This is a genomic window from Bacillus sp. HNG (assembly GCF_003400205.1).
Lineage (GTDB): Bacteria > Bacillota > Bacilli > Bacillales > Bacillaceae_L > Ferdinandcohnia.
Map to the genome: position 1 here is coordinate 1 of NZ_QUQV01000007.1, position 14,658 is coordinate 14,658.

At 33.2% G+C, this 14,658-nt stretch carries 8 protein-coding genes and 3 pseudogenes; 6 read left to right on the forward strand and 5 right to left on the reverse strand.

The features are described 5' to 3' along the window. Positions 1–112 precede the first annotated feature (112 nt). The 5 genes and pseudogenes from DZB84_RS13625 to DZB84_RS13645 all read right to left on the reverse strand — a co-directional run. A pseudogene (locus DZB84_RS13625) lies at positions 113–2,386 on the reverse strand (Tn3 family transposase); the annotation flags it as partial. Positions 2,387–2,589: 203 nt separating this feature from the next. Further along, positions 2,590–2,973 (reverse strand): annotated as a pseudogene (locus tag DZB84_RS13630) (TniB family NTP-binding protein); the annotation flags it as partial. A 546-nt stretch (positions 2,974–3,519) separates the two neighbouring features. Next, complete coding sequence (locus tag DZB84_RS13635; protein WP_116352825.1) at positions 3,520–4,650, reverse strand: Ger(x)C family spore germination protein; 1,131 nt, start codon at positions 4,648–4,650, stop codon at positions 3,520–3,522. Further along, positions 4,647–6,110, reverse strand: coding sequence for a spore germination protein (locus tag DZB84_RS13640; protein ID WP_051678310.1), 1,464 nt, complete (start codon positions 6,108–6,110; stop codon positions 4,647–4,649). The genes DZB84_RS13635 and DZB84_RS13640 overlap by 4 nt, the downstream gene beginning before the upstream one ends. After that, positions 6,097–7,188 (reverse strand): GerAB/ArcD/ProY family transporter, encoded by a 1,092-nt coding sequence (locus DZB84_RS13645; RefSeq protein WP_116352826.1) that lies wholly within the window; start codon positions 7,186–7,188, stop codon positions 6,097–6,099. Before DZB84_RS13645 ends, DZB84_RS13640 begins: the two co-directional genes overlap by 14 nt. Before the next feature lie 268 nt (positions 7,189–7,456). On the opposite strand from DZB84_RS13645, the pseudogene DZB84_RS13650 reads away from it, so the two are divergent. From DZB84_RS13650 to DZB84_RS13675, 6 genes and pseudogenes are all read left to right on the forward strand, one after another. After that, positions 7,457–8,002 (forward strand): annotated as a pseudogene (locus tag DZB84_RS13650) (recombinase family protein); the annotation flags it as partial. 65 nt (positions 8,003–8,067) lie between these two features. After that, positions 8,068–9,516 carry a Mu transposase C-terminal domain-containing protein gene (locus DZB84_RS13655; RefSeq protein WP_035197639.1) on the forward strand — a complete coding sequence of 483 codons (1,449 nt, stop codon included), beginning with the start codon at positions 8,068–8,070 and terminating at the stop codon, positions 9,514–9,516. Next, complete coding sequence (locus DZB84_RS13660) at positions 9,509–10,318, forward strand: AAA family ATPase (protein WP_035197641.1); 810 nt, start codon at positions 9,509–9,511, stop codon at positions 10,316–10,318. The genes DZB84_RS13655 and DZB84_RS13660 overlap by 8 nt, the downstream gene beginning before the upstream one ends. A gap of 98 nt (positions 10,319–10,416) precedes the next feature. Beyond that, positions 10,417–11,511 carry an endospore germination permease gene (locus tag DZB84_RS13665; protein ID WP_116352827.1) on the forward strand — a complete coding sequence of 365 codons (1,095 nt, stop codon included), beginning with the start codon at positions 10,417–10,419 and terminating at the stop codon, positions 11,509–11,511. Beyond that, entirely contained in the window at positions 11,498–12,961 is a 1,464-nt protein-coding gene (locus tag DZB84_RS13670) for a spore germination protein (protein WP_116352828.1), read from the forward strand. The genes DZB84_RS13665 and DZB84_RS13670 overlap by 14 nt, the downstream gene beginning before the upstream one ends. Beyond that, complete coding sequence (locus DZB84_RS13675) at positions 12,958–14,085, forward strand: Ger(x)C family spore germination protein (RefSeq protein WP_116352829.1); 1,128 nt, start codon at positions 12,958–12,960, stop codon at positions 14,083–14,085. The genes DZB84_RS13670 and DZB84_RS13675 overlap by 4 nt, the downstream gene beginning before the upstream one ends. Positions 14,086–14,658 lie beyond the last annotated feature (573 nt).

The window sequence follows — 14,658 nt, forward strand, 5'->3', positions numbered from 1 at the left end:
AAGATAATGGCTAACGACTTTAAATCGTTAGTCATTTTTAAATCTTTCGTTAAGTACATGTCTACAATGAAAGAACACATAATAATTTTAATTTTTTTACAAAAAGGTATTGATAACCGGCCGTATCTGTATAATGCTCTTCTATGTTTAGATCCGTCTCATGGTGCAACAAACCATCCAAAACATGAATTGCATCCCTTGAGTTAGTATGGATAATCTTTGTGTAGTAAGAAGAGAATTGATCACTCGTAAATCGATAGATGGTTGCTCCTTTTCCAGTTCCGTAATGTGGGTTTGCATCTGCATGTAGTGATGAAACACCTAGCTGCATTCTCATACCATCTGATGAGGATGTTGTACCGTCTCCCCAATAGGAGGACAATTGTAATTTGTGATGAAAATTTACTAATACGGCTTGGGCTTTATTCATCGCATCTTCATACATGCGCCACTGAGATACATTGGCTAATTGCTTATATGTAAGTCCGGGTGTTGCTTCAGCCATCTTACTCAATCCAATATTCATTCCCATTCCTAAAAGGGCAGCCATAATAATAATCGTTTCTTCTCTATCTGGCTTTCGGTTATTGGAAGCATGGGTGAATTGCTCGTGAAATCCTGTTATATGGGCAACATCCATGAGTAAATCGGTTAAATTTATCCTTGGTAGCATCTGATACAGGCTTGCACTAAATTTCTTTGCTTCTTCTGGAACATCTTTTTCTAAGCGTGCAATTGACAGCTTTCCTTTTTCAAGAGAAACTCCGTCTAACTTGTTGGAATTGGCAGCTAACCACTTTAACCTTTCATTAAGGCTGCTGGTTCTCTCCGTTATATAATCTTCGAATGATAAACTAACTGATAATCTCGTATTCTCTTTCGTTTGATTCCATGTATCTTCTGAAAACAAATATTCCTCAAAATCCCTATATTGTCTGCTACCAACAATGGAAACATCTCCTGCCCGAACATGTTCCCGAAGTTCTGTTAAAACAGCCATTTCATAGTAATGTCGATTGATTGTTGTACCATTATCCTCGTATAAATGCTTTTTCCAACGTTTTGAAATAAAATCCACAGGTGAGTCATCAGGTACTTTTCGCTTTCCGGATTCGTTCATTCCTCGGATAATCTCTACAGCTTGTAAAAGTGGCTCATTTGCCTTTGTAGAATGAAATTCCAATACCCTTAATAGCGTTGGCGTATATTTTCTAAGTGAGTAAAACCGTTTTTGCAGTAAGTCCAAATAATCATAGTCGGCAGGACGTGCAAGATCCTGAGCCTCTTCCACCGAAGAAACAAAAGAATTCCATTCAATAACGGATTCTAAAACTTCAAAGACGTCTAATTTTTCCTCTTTTGCTTTGATTAAAGCTTGTCCAATGTTCGTAAAGTGTATAACCTTCTCATTCAGCTTTTTACCGTTTTGTTTCTGAATTTCTTCTTGAGCCTTACGTCCTTTTGATAACAGACTGAGTATTTGTCTGTCATGAATTTCAAAAGCTTTATCTGTTAACTCCTGAGTAAGTTGTAATAAATAGACGGTTAATATCGAATAACGTTTATTTTCTTGAAAGTCACGGAATGCATAAGGATCATATCTTGAACCTAATCGAGACAGCCGTAATAGGCGATTGCGATGCAAATGACTAATTTTTACCGTTTCTAATTTCATGCTTCGTATGTATTCGAGTCGCTCTATTACTTTTAGAAAAGTTTCGGGTGAAGGATGACCCGGTGGTTCCTTTAACCACCCTAATATCGTTTTATTGGATTCCGACGTAGTGATAATTTTCTCAAGCTTTTCCTTTTGCTCATTTGTAAGAGATTGACCAACCGTATTAAATAGCTTCTTTTCAGCCATTTCCCTTGCTTCCCACACCATTCTCTCTATTGTAGTGATAGCAGGCAGTATGATTTTGTTTTTTCGTAGAAAATCTATACATTCATGTAGTAGATGCATAGCATCGCCATTTTCCAAAGCTAATTGATGAAGATGCTTAAATGCTATGCGATATTCTCTTAGAGTAAAAGTTACAAAGTCGTATTCACTTCGAATTTCCTTCAAATGATCCCAAAGTGTATTTTCTCTTTGAGGATAAAGACTAATCGAAGATGGAGTGGCACCGATTTGTTTCGATATATAATGTATGACTGAATCCGGGATGTTTTTGATATGAGTGTATGGCCAACTGGGATACCGAAGAACAGCTAATTGAACGGCAAACCCTAAACGGTTTTCTTCTCTCCTTCGCTTATTTATGATTTCTAAATCTCGTCTGGAAAAAGTGTAGTAAGTTCCTAGCACCCACTCATCTTCAAGAATTTGCATAAGAGCCTGTCGCTGTTCCGATGTAAGCAATTCTCTACCTCTCGCAATTTTCATACAGTATCATCTCATTTCTGTAATTATTCAGTTATTTAGTTTAATTATATATCAATAGAGTGTACTCTATTGATACAAGTGTAGTAGACTGATAAAATAATGGTTATGTCACTTTGAACGGTATTTTGCGCATATTTTAAATACTATTTTGCACGAGATGAAATATAAAAATCTATCTTCATGTAAAAGATAGATTTTAATAATTACTTGATTCCGATAACTAAACTGTCTCGTGCAGCTTCAACAACTTCTGTTGTAATGGTTTCAAGATTATTAATTTCAAGTATCCTTTCAATCTGGGTGAAGAGTCTTTGTATAAGCCTGAAGTTTCCTCCAGTAATCTTAATAATACTAGTTATTGCTTCGTAATCAGAAAAATCTTCAAGTTTTATAGAAAGTCCTAACTCTTCCCATTTATACTCCAAAATATGATGAGCTTCATCTTTACTGAGTTTATCAAACTCATGGGCAAATCCAATTCTGGAATAAAGTTGAGGATATCGAGCTAATCTTTTCTCAATTCCAGGCATTCCGATCAATATCATTGCTAAGTCATTTCGATCATATAAATCCCTTAGTTGTTCCAATTTCATGGAAAAAGTGGATGTCCCCTTGGAATGTTTTTTTTCTTGTTATCCTGTTTCCTTTTCCACATATGAACCTCCACTATGTAATGAACTAGTAGTCTTAGTATGTGGAAAATATTCCAGAATATGTGAGAGAGGATTTTGGCATAAAAAAGCACCCCCATTTGTTATTGAGGGGCAGTCCAAGATAAGAGAGATTTTTTATATTGTTTCTCTATCTAAATGTTTAATTATGTTGTTTATAAAGGTGATTTTCTCCTTAATAATTCTTTAAAGTTCAGGATTTTCACATAGAAGCATTTCTTCCTTTAGTTTCTCAATATGACTACTAAACAATTGTAACTCGGAGTAATATTTCCCTTCATGGATATTATGAAGGAGAATAGATAAATTAAAACGGTTTTAACAAAAGTTTTGAATTAACCTCTCAGACATTTTTATTTTAATCTTTTTCATTGTTTAGTAATTTATTCTCCTTGTCTTACTGTTTTAAATATTTATAAATAAATTATTTGAATTAGCAACTAAGTTTATCTAACTCCAGTTTCAATCATATAAACCCCTGTTTTCTAAGAGAAAATTTACTGTAACATTTTTTATAGAATTAGCAGATAATGTATAATCTTTTAATTGTTGTGGTTTAACCCTATCATGGAAAAGTATATTTTTTAGACTATATACGTCAATTTCCTTATCAATTCCATTTTGATAAGTGGACCTTATTTCTGCTTCAATCTGTTTTGTTACCAATTCTTCTATTTTTTTTGAGGAAAGGTGTTCTTCCAAATCTGTTAATGTTCCTTTTGCATCAACATGTATGTTGAAATGGAATTTTTCTCCATCCCTAACTACATTTATTTTTACAGAAGGTGACGTTATTCTTACAACACCCTTAATTTTATTATCTTCAATAATATCTACTGGTGTATTTTTAATGTTTTTTTGCGTCCATCTGAGACCAGTAAGCTCTTCATATGACAACCATTCTTTATACTTTCCTTCACTTACAGGAAAAGCACCATTTATTTTTAAGGTGCTTTTAGTTTTTGGTTCTGTAACAGATTCCTTCCAATCTGTTTCGTTAATAGAAATAGAAGGCAGCAAAGCTGTTCCTCCTGGTTCATTATAAATCGAAATAAATTTATGCAAACGCATCGGTTTTATATAAGAATATTGATAATATGTATCTGTTGGCTTATACAAGATCGTGTATAATGGTGGCAGTTGATAAAAGCCAGTTGAGCTAAGTATTTTTTCAATTGACTCTTTTGTTCCGAACATCCATGGTGTATAACGAAATTCTCCATTTTTCTTTAAGGATTCCTCCACTTTTTTTATACCTTTTTCCAAAACAGACTCTGAATAGATAATTGCTCCTATATGTGACCAGTTCATAGTTTGTTGGGATGTTCGATATAAATCGAAGATAGCATCATTAATAGTACGACCTGAACCAGTGCCTATATATAATGGCACGGGTTGTCCCGATTTGCCACCTTCCGTTTTAGCTACATTGGAAAAATCAAGTAATTGAACATACATTATATATTTTTCATCTTTATAGTCAATTCCTATTGTTGTGACGTAATTCACTTCACCAATTTCGTGTTCATCCCAGCATCCTGTTAAAATCAATAATACGAATGCTATCATCAGCAGGACGATTAATTGTTTCATTTTTTTTCATCTCCCTGACGGTCAGTATCATTTGTGTCAAGGATTCTTGCGCGTTCATTTTGTTGGTCAACAGGATATTTCAGTAAAGATTTAGAGAAATCGTTTTTTACATATGGTGAGACTGGACTTAGATAAGGAATACCAAAAGATTCTAGCTTAGCAAGATAGCCAAGTGTTAAATAGATACTAATAAAAAAACCAAACATTCCTAGAACAGAAGAAAGAAGAATTGAAAAGAGTCGTATGATTGAAACTGTACCATAAAGAACCTGACTACCTAGTGTAAAGGTTGATATAACTGTAATTGCAGTAATAACCAACATAGTTGGAGACGTTAAACCTGCTCTAATTGCTGCATCACCTATGATTAATCCACCTACAACTGCTACAGTTTGCCCCACCGCTTTTGGCAATCTGACACCAGCCTCGCGAAATAATTCGAATAAACTAATCATTAATATTACTTCAACTACTGTATTAAAAGGTATACCTAGTCTAGAAGATGATATTGTTGCAAGTAACGGAAGTGGAATTTGGTCTACATTAAATGCAGATAACGATACCCAAAAAGCTGGTAAAAATAAGGACAACATCAACCCCAAAAGTCTAAGTAAAAGCTCAAAAGAAGCATAGAAATAAGGTGTATGTTCATCCTCTGCAGTATGGAGAATCACTCCTAAATTTGCTGGTGCAACTAAAACATTAGGAACATTATCAATAAAAATAGCAAATCTGCCTCTAACTAGACTACTGACAACACCATCTGGTCGAGAGACAGATCGCATTAATGGAAAAAGAGAGTAATTAGAACCACCAAGGAGTGCTAGTAATTGGTTGTCGCTGTTTACAATATCTATATCTATATTTTTTAAACGATGTGTAACTTCCTTAATTACTTTTTTATTTTGTATATCCGTTATGTATACTAATCGAACTTGCGTTTGACTTCTTTTACCAAGGGTAAAAGACTTTGTTACAAAAGAATTCGATTTAAGCCGTTTTCGCACTAAAGCAATGTTTGTACTTAAATCTTCAACAAAAGCGTCTCTTGGACCACGCAAAGATACCTCGGTATGAGATTCCTCTGGTGATCGTTTTGGTGGACTGGATGTATTAAAGAAATATAAAGTTTCAGTAATCAGTATTGCTGTATAGCCATTGAAAACTTTTTCTTGAAGCGTATTATCAACATTTATTTCATGCTTACGCAATGTAATGCGTTCGGAACAATTTATATTATCAACACCTTTTAATCCATCACGGTAATATTTGTTTTGAATGTCTGGAAGTATACTATTTATTAATAATTTATGTTCAATTAACCCATTGCAGTAAATAATAAGTATTTGTTCCTTATTATTATTTCCATATAGGTGTTGTTTCTCAACCGATACATCTGTTGAATGTCGGAAAAGATTCTTAATATACCGTTCATCTATTTGATAATTATCCCTTTTCATTTGTAGACACCCTGTTCGTTGAAGTTTTAATTAAAAAGGCAATAAAAACTGTGATAAAAACACCAAAAAAGATACTTCCAATGTAATAAAATCGTGATAAAAAGGTGAAGAATTCTTCATTTGAAATAGGTAATGTAATGACAATTAGATAGATAACACAAATAAAGGCTTGAATATAAAAACGCTGTTTTTTCTTCTTAATGTCAAAGGGCAATGTAATCATATATAAAATCATGCTTATATGGATAAAAGCACCAGATAACCATTGATAAATGGAAAAAAAATCGAGATGATTGAAATAATTACCTATCCCTAAGATACGCCACTGAAAAAAGGCAGGATATCTCAATTTCCCTGCTTCCTCTACTCCAAAAGTTGAGATACTGCCAAGTAGTGGTCCGACAGTTAGAATGGATAAAAAAGTGATGAGAAGTAAAATGTGTAAAAACTTCAGTTTCCTATCGACGTGATGCTGTAAAAATATCAGTAAAATTATTTCAATGGCTGAACCAAATGCAAAAAGCGAACCATGAAACACTTCCTTCCACCCATTCTCCACTAATACAGGTGTAATAAGTGTATAGTTTTTATCAGGAGTGGTACCAATTGCGACAAACAAACCCAATATAATAACTAATGGAAGTACAACACCTGCGCAAATGGCAATTACATTTATCTTCCCGTATGAAATATAAATGGATGCAGTTAGAATGAATAAAGATACCACTACTACGGGTGTATTAAACAAAAAAGTTTCATTTATCCACAATACCGTTTCTTTTAAAGTAATAAAACCAGTAATAGACAAATAAATGAACAATAAAAAAGCAATTGTTCGACTAAGCAGTCTGGAATATGTAGATGATATCCATTCAAAAATAGATACTGATTGAAATTTCCTTGTAACATACAATAATAATAAGGAGAACAAAAGGGTAAATATATAACCAATAATTACACTTATCCATGCATCACGACCTGCAGCATTAATTAAAAATGGGATAACAATGACATGATTAGTTAACCCCATACTTAATAAAAAAATCGCAAAAAGCTGTATGATGTTGATTTTTGTCATCAAAAAACTCCCTATAAAATCTATTTATAATATTATATTGGCTAAATTACTTAAGACTATTCGCATTCTCCGATTTTAAACAAATATTATATAATGATATTTTTTGGAGAGACCTACATTTCAAAAACGAATGTTTTTGAGACGTTTTTACTATGAATATTAAATAGCTTAAAGCCATAAGAAATATTGTCTTTAAAGATTGCTCAAAATCTATGTTTCATATACCACCCTTTATGATATAATTATATTGAAAAGGTGGTATTTTTTTATGAGTCAGTACATTTATGGTTATGCTCGAGTAAGTACTCGTCAGCAAGATTTAGCACGGCAATTAGATTTATTAGAAAAATATAATTGTAATGAAATTCTTACAGAAAAAATGACAGGAACAAAATCAAACCGACCAGAGCTAAATCGTCTAAAAGACAAATTGAGACCTGGGGATATTGTTGTAGTAGAAAGTTTTTCAAGATTAGGTAGAAGCACAAAAGACTTAATCGATCTAGTTAATTACTTTGAAGAGAAAAATGTAAAATTAATCAGTGTGAAAGAAAATTTTGATGCTACCACCCCGCAAGGGAGGTTAATGATGACTGTTTTTCAAGCTTTTAGCCAGTTCGAACGAGATTTGATTGTTGAACGAACTAAAGAGGGGCTAAAAAGTGCTAGAGCAAGAGGAAGAAAAGGAGGACGACCAAAAGTAGGAACTAAAGATATTACAAAAGCCATTAATCTTTATAATACTAGAGAATACAGCGTTAAAGAAATTGTAGAAATGACTGGTATAAGTAGAGCCACTCTATATCGATATTTAAACAATGACAACAATTAGAGGAACTAATAGCATTAGCTTCATTAATTAAAAGGAGCTGTTTCTATATGGGAAAAGAACTTCCATCATTGACTTCGTATTCAGAAGAGCAGAGACAAATAGCTATGGAAAAATACAGGTTAATTGAGCCATATATTAACCGTGAGAAAAACTTGAAAGCTATTGCTGAGGAATCTGGTGTTTCAAAACGTACACTTCACTATTGGGTTAGTAAGTATCAGCAATTTGGATTAATTGGATTGATTCGAAAGAGTCGAACAGATTCTGGAATATTTAAAGTGGAAAATGAAGTACAAGAAGAGATTAAGAATTTAATACTTAGTCACAAAAGAAATTCAGTCACTTCTATTCATAGGAAGATTTGTGAGACATGCAAAAAGAATAATTGGAAGCAACCCAGTTACTATCAGGTTTATGCTATTTCAAAGTCTTTATCACAAGGACTAAAAAAACTAGCTTATGAAGGAAAAAAAGAATATCAAAACACTTATGATTTAATTCACCGACGAGAGGCTAGTTATCCTAATCAAATTTGGCAAGCTGATCATACCCCATTAGATATAATTGTTTTAAATGAAAAGGGAAAACCGGAAAGACCTTGGCTAACAATTATTTTAGATGACTATAGTCGAGCAGTTGCTGGATATTTTTTAACTTTTCAAGACCCGTCTGCTATACAAACATCTTTAGTTTTGCACCAAGCAATATGGAGAAAAAGAAACCCCGATTGGCAAATATGTGGTATCCCTGAAAAGTTTTATACAGATCATGGAAGTGACTTTACCTCCAATCATTTGGAACAAGTAGCAATTGATTTAAAAATTAATCTTGTTTTTTCTACAGTAGGAGTTCCAAGAGGGCGTGGGAAAATTGAAAGATTCTTTTTAACTATTAATCAGTTGTTTCTACAAGATTTACCTGGATATATTGGAAATCAGCACAGCCCTGCTCTTCTTACTCTTAAAGAACTTGATGATAAATTATCAAATTTCATTATATATAATTATCATCATAGGGTTCACGGTACAACAAAAAAAGAACCCATCAAAGCTTGGAATAATTCTGGATTCCTCCCCAATATGCCAGATAGTTTGGAAAGCCTAGATTTATTATTGTTAAATGTAGCAAAACCGAGGAAGGTTCATTCGGATGGTATTCACTTCCAAGGTTTAAGGTATATAGATACAAATCTAGCTGCATATATTGGTGAAACAGTCATTATTCGTTATGATCCAAGGGATATTGCAGAGATTCGAGTGTTCTATCAAGACAAATACTTATGTACTGCTATTTCCCCTGAGATATCTGATTACCAAGTAGATTTAAAAGATATTGTTTCCGCACGAAATAAGGTGCGTAAAAATCTCAATAAGCAAATTGATACCAGAAGAACTGTTGCAGAAGAAATTGCTTTATCACAGCAAAAAGATTTGGAGAACAAGTCGAATAAATCTGATTCTAAAAAGTCAAAACTCAAGAGGTATTTCAATGAATAAATCACAGAAGTTTATTGAAACAAAAGAGTATAAAAGATTTGCAGAGTTTTGTGATGCTTGTATCAAATATAAATATATAGGAATTTGTTACGGACTACCGGGAGTAGGAAAAACGTTATCCTCAAGATATTATTCAAACTGGGATTATATCGAAAAACAAATAGATTATAAATATAAGAAAAAAATTGGTTTAGATACAGATGAAAGGATTCTTAAAGCTAGAACAATTTTTTATACAGCGCCAGCAATACGTGCTACTAAAATGACTGACGAAATTAGTATTATTGGTGGTAAAATGGGTATGACTAAAGCTATTTATAAGGTAAATAACGGAGGGGAAGAAGAATATTCTACTGATACTTATGAAGATATTGATCTTATAATTGTTGACGAAATAGATCGATTAAAAGTGCAAAATTTGGAACAACTAAGGGATTTATATGATCGAAATGACTTAGCAATGATATTGATCGGAATGCCTGGAATTGAGAAAAGATTAGCTCGATATCCTCAACTTTATTCCAGAATTGGATTTGCCCATGAGTTTGATAAACTCAGTAAAGATGAAGCTCATCATATTTTGGAGTATAAATGGGAAGAGTTAGGACTTTCTATAAAACTTGAAGATTTTTCTGATTACGAAGCAATAACTAGTATTATTAAGATTACTGGAGGAAACTTCAGGCTTATACAAAGACTCTTCACCCAGATTGAAAGGATACTTGAAATTAATAATCTTGAAACCATTACAACAGAAGTTGTTGAAGCTGCACGAGACAGTTTAGTTATCGGAATCAAGTAATTATAAAAATCTATCTTTTACATGAAGATAGATTTTTATATTTCATCTCGTGCAAAATAGTATTTAAAATATGCGCAAAATACCGTTCAAAGTGACAGATGACCAAGGTCAATATTTCTCAGCTATTTGCAATTTTTCTATTAAGTACGGGATTAAACAATCATGTCATTATCATGCCACTATTAATTGATGCTGCAGGTCGTGATGCATGGATCAGCGTTATTATTGGTTATGTATTAATCTTAGCCTTTTCCCTGCTACTACTGTATGTTACTAGACAATTTCAATCTGTTTCTCTATTTGAATGGTTATCATCTACATATTCTCATTTTCTTAGTCGTTTCATTGCTATTTTGATGGTTCTTTTTCTCGTTATAACGGGCTGGATTACGTTGAAAGAAATCGTTATTTGGACAAACGAAACATACTTGTTGAATACCCCCGCTATTGTGATTGCTCTGTTCATTTTAGCTGCCTCTTTTTACATTTCATTTGGGAAACTAAAGGTTATTGCGATATGTGCAGGTGTCCTACTTCCGTTAGTTATTGCCTTATATATTTTTGTCTCAATTGGTACAATTCCTGATAAAAACTATAAAAATGTTTCTCCCGTACTTATAGAGAATGGATGGCACGAGGTATTTAATGGATCCCTTTTTGTACTTGGGGCGTTAATTGAACTAATACTTCTGATACTGCTTCAACATCAAGTCACAAAAGAGCTAAAGTTCAAACATCTCATTTTTCTTACTTTATTTTTATCCATTTTTACCGTTGCTCCATTACTTGGCAGTATTGCCATTTTCGGAGTAGAGGAAGTAGGAAAAATTAGATATCCAGCTTTTTTTGAGTGGCGTATCTTAGGGCTAGGAGAGCATTTTAATCACCTTGATTTTTTGTCCATTTATCAATGGTTATCCGGTACTTTTATCCGTATTTCGATTATTTTATTTTTAATTACTCAAGCCTTGGATATTAAAAAGAAAAAACATCGATTTTATATTCAAGCATTTATTTGTTTTATCTATCTATTATTGATCATAGCACCAATTTCAAATGAAGCATTTTCCACGTTTTTATCACGTTTTTATTATATAGGAAGTAATGTTTTTGGTGTTTTTATCACACTCTTCATTGCATTTTTAGTTAAATTTTCAAAGGATTATAGGAGATCTACCAATGAGACCAAATAATATGTATGCCGAAGAACAATATATTTCGAATCTATTCAGACATTCTTCAGACGTGTCTATCGAGAGACAATATCTGTTCAGCAATAAAAAAAAAGAACAAATGCTTGTCGTATACTGTAATGGATTAATTGAACATAATTTATTAATAGATAGTATACTTCCTGTCATTCAAAAAAAATATTACCACAACGGGTTAAAGGGGGTAGAAAATATAAATTGTTCTGAACGTATGACTTGGTATAAGAATGAAGAGAATGTTGATAAAATTCTTCCAGAGAAAATTTTTAATGGCTTTACCGCAATTTTTATAGATAGAACAATATATTTCTTTAATACATCGAAACCACCCAAACGTTCACCTGAGGAATCCCATACTGAAGTATCAGTACGTGGCCCCAGAGACGCTTTTGTCGAAGATTTAAGCACAAATGTTGCTTTAGTTCGGAAACGACTAAAATCAAATTGCCTTGTAACCAAATCCTTTACTCTTGGAAAAAGGAGTCAAACACAAATTCGATTGGCCTATATAAAAGATATCCAAAATCAAAAGGTCATTAATGAGGTTACAAATCGTTTGAATAATATTAATATTGACATTGTGAGCAGCGATAACCAATTATTGGCGCTTCTCGGTGATTCTCCTTACTCTCTGTTCCCATTAATGCATGCTGTATCACGTCCAGATGGTGTTGTCAGCGCTTTAATAAGAGGAAGATTTGTTATTTTTATTGATAATGTACCTAATGTGCTAGCGGCACCAGGTAATTTAGGTCTACTTCTTCGTACTTCAGAGGATGAACATACGCCATACTATTATGCTACGTTTGAACTTTTTCTTAGACTTATCGGACTTATTTTGTCCATATTTTTACCGGCTTTTTGGGTTGCTTTATCTATATATAATGTAGAACAAATTCCATTTACACTACTTGCTACAATCGCCTCTTCTAGACTAGGCCTGCCATTTAATACAACGGCAGAAATCTTATTAATGCTTGGGTTATTCGAACTATTTCGAGAGGCGGGTATTCGATTGCCAAAAGCAGTCGGACAAACTGTAGCGGTAGTAGGCGGCTTAATTGTAGGTAATGCAGCCATTCAAGCAGGCTTAACGTCTCCAACGATGCTTGTTATTTCTTCCATTACGGCCGTTGCAACTTTTACTTTGGGAAATCAGGCACTTTATGGCACAGTTTCAATTATACGGTTTTTTGCGATCTTTCTTTCATCCGTTTTAGGAATGTTTGGCTTTTTTGTTAGTGTTTTTCTAACCCTTGGTTATCTTGCAAAGCTAGAGTCGTTTGGCGTTCCATATTTAAGTCCAGTATCACCTTTTGTGAAAAAAGACTTCCTCAAATCTATAGTGAAATATCCAGTTATTAAACAGAATGAACGTCCAAAAATACTTGACACCATCGATACAGACCGGCAAGGAGACAAAAAAAGATGAAACAAATAAAAACATTACTGATGATTGGATTTTTTTTACCGTTAACTGGCTGCTGGGATGCTCACGAAATTCAAGAACTTAATTTTGTTACTATAATGGGAATTGACTATAGAGATGAAAAATATATACTTTATGTCCAAATGTTAGATTTTAGCACTATTGCAAAACAGGAGACCGGAAAACCCGCACAGCTTACACCTTTATATATCGGCAAAGGGTCAGGGCGTACGATAATCGATGCAGTCAATAATTTATATCAAACCTCACAACAAAAGATTAACTGGGCACATTTAAATGCCATTATCTATTCAGAGTCTGTTTTACAACATGGAATAGAAAAAGTTGAACAATCCTTGAAGAGATACGGAGAATTTCGTTACACGCCATGGATGTTCGGAACAAAAGAACCTATCGAAAAAATCCTTAGCACCACTGGTTTTTTTCAAACGCCCCCAATTTACACGATTTTGTTCAAACCTACGGATACTTATAATCAATATTCGTATATTAAACCAATGCGTTTTCATCAATTTATTTCTAAGTACAAAGAACCAGGGGGAACAGCTTTGCTTCCTTCTATTTCTATTGACGAAAATGACTGGAGGGAACCGCTTGAAACCTCAAAACCCAAAATCACGCAAAAGATAAATGGCGCCTTTCCGGTGAGTAAAGGAGAATATAAAGAATGGTTATCGTATGAAGAGCTATCTGGTCTAAGATGGACACAAGCCGAAACAAAAAATACAAACGTGGATATTATTGATAACGGTAAAATAAAAGGGACTGTCCAAATAACAGCGCCTTCTTCAAAGGTCAATGTGGCTATAAACAGAGAAAACGTTCATTTTAACATAAAAGTTAAAGTTAAAGGAACATTGATAGATTTGGAAGAACAACTTTCATTAAAAAAAATTGAAGCATTGGTAACAAAACAGATTGAAAAAGAAATTTGGTCAACTTATGAAAATGGCATTGACAAGAAAGTTGACGTATATAATCTAAAAAATTCACTTTTTCATAATAGGGTGAATCCCGACCATTTAAAAAACTATCCGATAACTGGTGATTCATTAAAGGGCGTTGAAGTTAATTTCCAATTGGAAAGCAAAAGTGTCTATAATTGAATTTTTGGGTAAGGCTTATTCTATTTTTTCTTGGAACAAAATATTATTCCACTATCTCCACCTTGATTAAAAACGTTTAAGTGAAAGAGTTCTTTCATCTTCTGAACAGATAAATAACAGCATACAATAAGGTATTTGAGCACAATCATACAGGTGAAAGGAAAGCATTCTCCATCATGATCAAAAACAAATGGTTAGAAAAACAACCCGAAGCAATAGATAGAAAATCTCTTGCGAACTAAGATAGAAACTAGTATATTGCCCCTATTTTGTTTGTACTACTACACTTAATTTTGTTTCTCTGCAATATCTCACCAAATACTTTAAAAGTTGTGTTGTTTCGTGATACATGGGATCCCAATATGAAGAAAAACGTAGAAAGTATAAGCTTAGACAATTTCTGGATGAAAAAAGTCGACTTTCTTTACGTTAAGGAAGCATCGGATTTATTTTTGATTTAATATTTGTCGACTTAAAGAGTTCAGGAAAATGCAGATTTACTCAACGTTAACAGATCCTAGAATTAGGTTTAGTTAAAGAATAATGTAGATTTTTTATCTAATGAGTTCTAAG

What these genes read in the sequence shown, in the direction of transcription:
- DZB84_RS13635 (WP_116352825.1), bottom strand. Translation starts at nt 4,650, where the DNA reads ATGAAACAATTAATCGTCCTGCTGATGATAGCATTCGTATTATTGATT.
- DZB84_RS13640 (WP_051678310.1), bottom strand. Translation starts at nt 6,110, where the DNA reads ATGAAAAGGGATAATTATCAAATAGATGAACGGTATATTAAGAATCTT.
- DZB84_RS13645 (WP_116352826.1), bottom strand. Translation starts at nt 7,188, where the DNA reads ATGACAAAAATCAACATCATACAGCTTTTTGCGATTTTTTTATTAAGT.
- DZB84_RS13655 (WP_035197639.1), top strand. Translation starts at nt 8,068, where the DNA reads ATGGGAAAAGAACTTCCATCATTGACTTCGTATTCAGAAGAGCAGAGA.
- DZB84_RS13660 (WP_035197641.1), top strand. Translation starts at nt 9,509, where the DNA reads ATGAATAAATCACAGAAGTTTATTGAAACAAAAGAGTATAAAAGATTT.
- DZB84_RS13665 (WP_116352827.1), top strand. Translation starts at nt 10,417, where the DNA reads ATGACCAAGGTCAATATTTCTCAGCTATTTGCAATTTTTCTATTAAGT.
- DZB84_RS13670 (WP_116352828.1), top strand. Translation starts at nt 11,498, where the DNA reads ATGAGACCAAATAATATGTATGCCGAAGAACAATATATTTCGAATCTA.
- DZB84_RS13675 (WP_116352829.1), top strand. Translation starts at nt 12,958, where the DNA reads ATGAAACAAATAAAAACATTACTGATGATTGGATTTTTTTTACCGTTA.